At 71.0% G+C, this 2655-nt stretch carries 4 protein-coding genes; all 4 read right to left on the minus strand.

What is annotated here, in order from left to right:
• On the minus strand, nucleotides 1-342 hold a 342-nt coding region (locus ACFQ3T_RS35810; protein ID WP_380730461.1), incomplete at its 3' end, for a translation initiation factor IF-2 N-terminal domain-containing protein.
• A gap of 88 nt (nucleotides 343-430) precedes the next feature.
• Nucleotides 431-856, minus strand: coding sequence for a YlxR family protein (locus ACFQ3T_RS35815; protein ID WP_380730463.1), 426 nt, complete (start codon nucleotides 854-856; stop codon nucleotides 431-433).
• Nucleotides 798-1820 (minus strand): transcription termination factor NusA, encoded by a 1023-nt coding sequence (gene nusA, locus ACFQ3T_RS35820; RefSeq protein WP_380730465.1) that lies wholly within the window; start codon nucleotides 1818-1820, stop codon nucleotides 798-800. Before nusA ends, ACFQ3T_RS35815 begins: the two co-directional genes overlap by 59 nt.
• A complete protein-coding gene (gene rimP, locus ACFQ3T_RS35825) occupies nucleotides 1817-2341 on the minus strand; it encodes a ribosome maturation factor RimP (RefSeq protein WP_380730467.1) in 525 nt (174 codons plus the stop codon). The genes nusA and rimP overlap by 4 nt, the downstream gene beginning before the upstream one ends.
• Nucleotides 2342-2655: the final 314 nt, after the last annotated feature.

Genomic DNA, 2655 nt, shown 5'->3' on the forward strand with positions numbered 1-2655 from the left:
CGGGGTGGCGGGCTTCGCCACCGGCTTCGGGGCCATCGGCTTGGGGCCGGGCACCGGACGCGGACCCGGCTTGCCGGCCGGGGCCGGCGGACGCGGGGCCGACGTGTCGCTCTTGGTCTCACCCGACGGCGCGGGCTTCGGCGGGGCCGGGCGGGCGCCCGCCGGCTTGGCCTTCGCGTCGTTCTTGGCGTAGGCGTCACGAAGCCGCCGGGCCACGGGGGCCTCGACGGTGCTGGACGCGGACTTCACGTACTCGCCCTGGTCGGCGAGCTTGCTCAGTAGTTCTTTACTCGTGACACCGAGCTCTTTGGCGAGCTCGTGCACGCGGGCCTTACCTGCCACTGCACTCCTCTGTGAGGGAGGCCGGCGGGCAAGTCCCGTCGACCTCGTCTTAACGTCGCGCGTTCATGTCTTCAGCTTCACGGCTGACTCATGACGGGTCGACCTGCTTCCTTGCTTCCTGCTGGTCACGGGGCGATCCCGCGACCTCCTGCCCACACTGCTCGAGGTGACCGCGCACGCGATCCACGTCGAGCGGCCCCTGGACCCTGAAGGCCCTGGGGAACGCCCGTCGCTTCTCGGCGTTGCGGAGGCAGTCCGGATCGGGGTGCAGCCATGCTCCCCTACCGGGCAACCGTCGGCGTGTGTCCGGGACCACAGCCCCGTCCACGACCACCACGCGCAGCAGCTCGGAGGGCAACGTCCGAGCGCGGCATCCGATGCACGTACGAACCGGGCCGATGTGCGTGAGATCCGATCCCCGACGTTGAACCACTGCGAAGTCTATCCCCTGTTGCCTATTCAGCCGAACCGGATGCCGATGCGCCCGCCGGCGCGGACCCGGCGGCCTCCGCATCACTGCGGATGTCGATGCGCCACCCGGTCAGCCGGGCGGCCAGCCGGGCGTTCTGGCCCTCCTTGCCGATGGCGAGGGAGAGCTGGAAGTCCGGCACCACGACGCGTGCCGTCTTGGCGCGCTCGTCGAGCACCCTGACAGAGACAACCTTCGCCGGTGACAAGGCATTCCCGACGAACGTGGCCGGGTCGTCCGAGTGGTCGATGATGTCGATCTTCTCGCCGGCCAGCTCGCTCATCACGTTGCGGACCCGCGCGCCCATCGGGCCGATGCACGCGCCCTTGGCGTTCACGCCGGGCACCGTCGTGCGGACCGCGATCTTCGAACGGTGACCTGCCTCACGTGCCACCGCGGGGATCTCGACGGTGCCGTCGGCGATCTCGGGCACCTCCAGGGCGAACAGCCGGCGCACCAGGTTCGGGTGCGTGCGCGACAGCGTGATCTGCGGGCCGCGCGCGCCGCGGGACACGCCCACGACGTAGCACTTCAGCCGCGAGCCGTGCTCGTACGACTCGCCCGGCACCTGCTCGGCGGGCGGCAGCACGCCCTCGGTGTCGCCGATCTGCACCACGACCATGCCGCGGGCGTTGGCCCGGGCGTCGCGCTGCACCACACCGCCGATGATCTCGCCCTCCTTGGCGGAGAACTCGCCGAAGGTGCGCTCGTGCTCGGCGTCGCGCAGGCGCTGGAGGATGACCTGCCGGGCGGTGGTGGCGGCGATGCGGCCGAATCCCTCCGGCGTGTCGTCCCACTCCTCCGCGACGGAGCCGTCGGGGTTGAGCTCCTGCGCGAGGACGCGGACCATGCCGGACTTGCGGTCGATCTCCACCCGCGAGTGCGCGTGGTGGCCCTCGGTGTGCTTGTAGGCGGTCAGCAGGGCGGTCTCGATGGCTTCGAGAACCGTGTCGAAGGGGATGTCCTTGTCCCGTTCGATCGCCCTGAGAGCGGCGATGTCGACGTTCACTCCGACTCCTCCTTCAGGTGCTTGCCTTCGAGGAGCGCGAGCTCTTCGACCGGCGGCTGCTTGAACTCGACTTCGACGACGGCGCGCTCGATCGTCCGGTACTCGACGCGGCGCAGCTCGCCCTTCACCAGCAGCACGACGCCGGTGTCGTCGGCCTCGCCGACCCGGCCGAACCACTCGACCTGGTCCGGCTGCTTCACCTTCACCAGCCGCAGCCGGCTGCGCTTCCAGTGGCGCGGCTTGGTGAGCGGGCGGTCCGCGCCGGGAGAGGTGACCTCAAGCGTGTACGGGCCCGCGATCAGGTGCTCGTGCGCGTCGAGGGCGGCGGACACGGCGCGACTGGCCTGCGCCACCTCGTCCAGCCCGATCCCCTCGTCGCCGTCCACGACCACCTTGACGAGCCTGCGACGCCCAGCCTGGTTCACGTCGAGCGTCTCGAGGTCGAAGCCGATGGCCTCCACCGCCTCGCGAACGACGGGTGCTAGCTGCGCGGCGAGTTCTCCGCGCGGCGGGCTGGACACGTGGTGACTCCTTTGGTCTGTGCAGAGGGCACGGCAACCCCGGCCGACGCTGCACTTCGCCGGCCGTGGTCGCTCAGACTATCTCGTTCGGCGACGTCCCACGTGCCACGGGCGGAGGCGGTGCTCTGGCAGGATCGGAACACGTGATCGGTAGAACGGCGTTCAGCAGGCGCGGAGTGCTGCTGGCGGCTGCCACGGCCCCGTTGGCAGTCGCGTGCACCACACCCCCACCCCCTCCGCCGCCCCCGGACCCCCTGGCCGAGCTGGTGCGGGCGGCCCGGTCGGACGCGGCGCTGGCGGCGGCGGTCGAGCGG

It is taken from the genome of Saccharothrix hoggarensis (assembly GCF_042678885.1).
GTDB classification, from domain to species: Bacteria; Actinomycetota; Actinomycetes; order Mycobacteriales; family Pseudonocardiaceae; genus Actinosynnema; species Actinosynnema hoggarensis.

Excerpts from the sequence above, each read along its gene's own strand:
- ACFQ3T_RS35815 (WP_380730463.1), bottom strand. The coding sequence starts at position 856 with ATGCGGAGGCCGCCGGGTCCGCGCCGGCGGGCGCATCGGCATCCGGTT.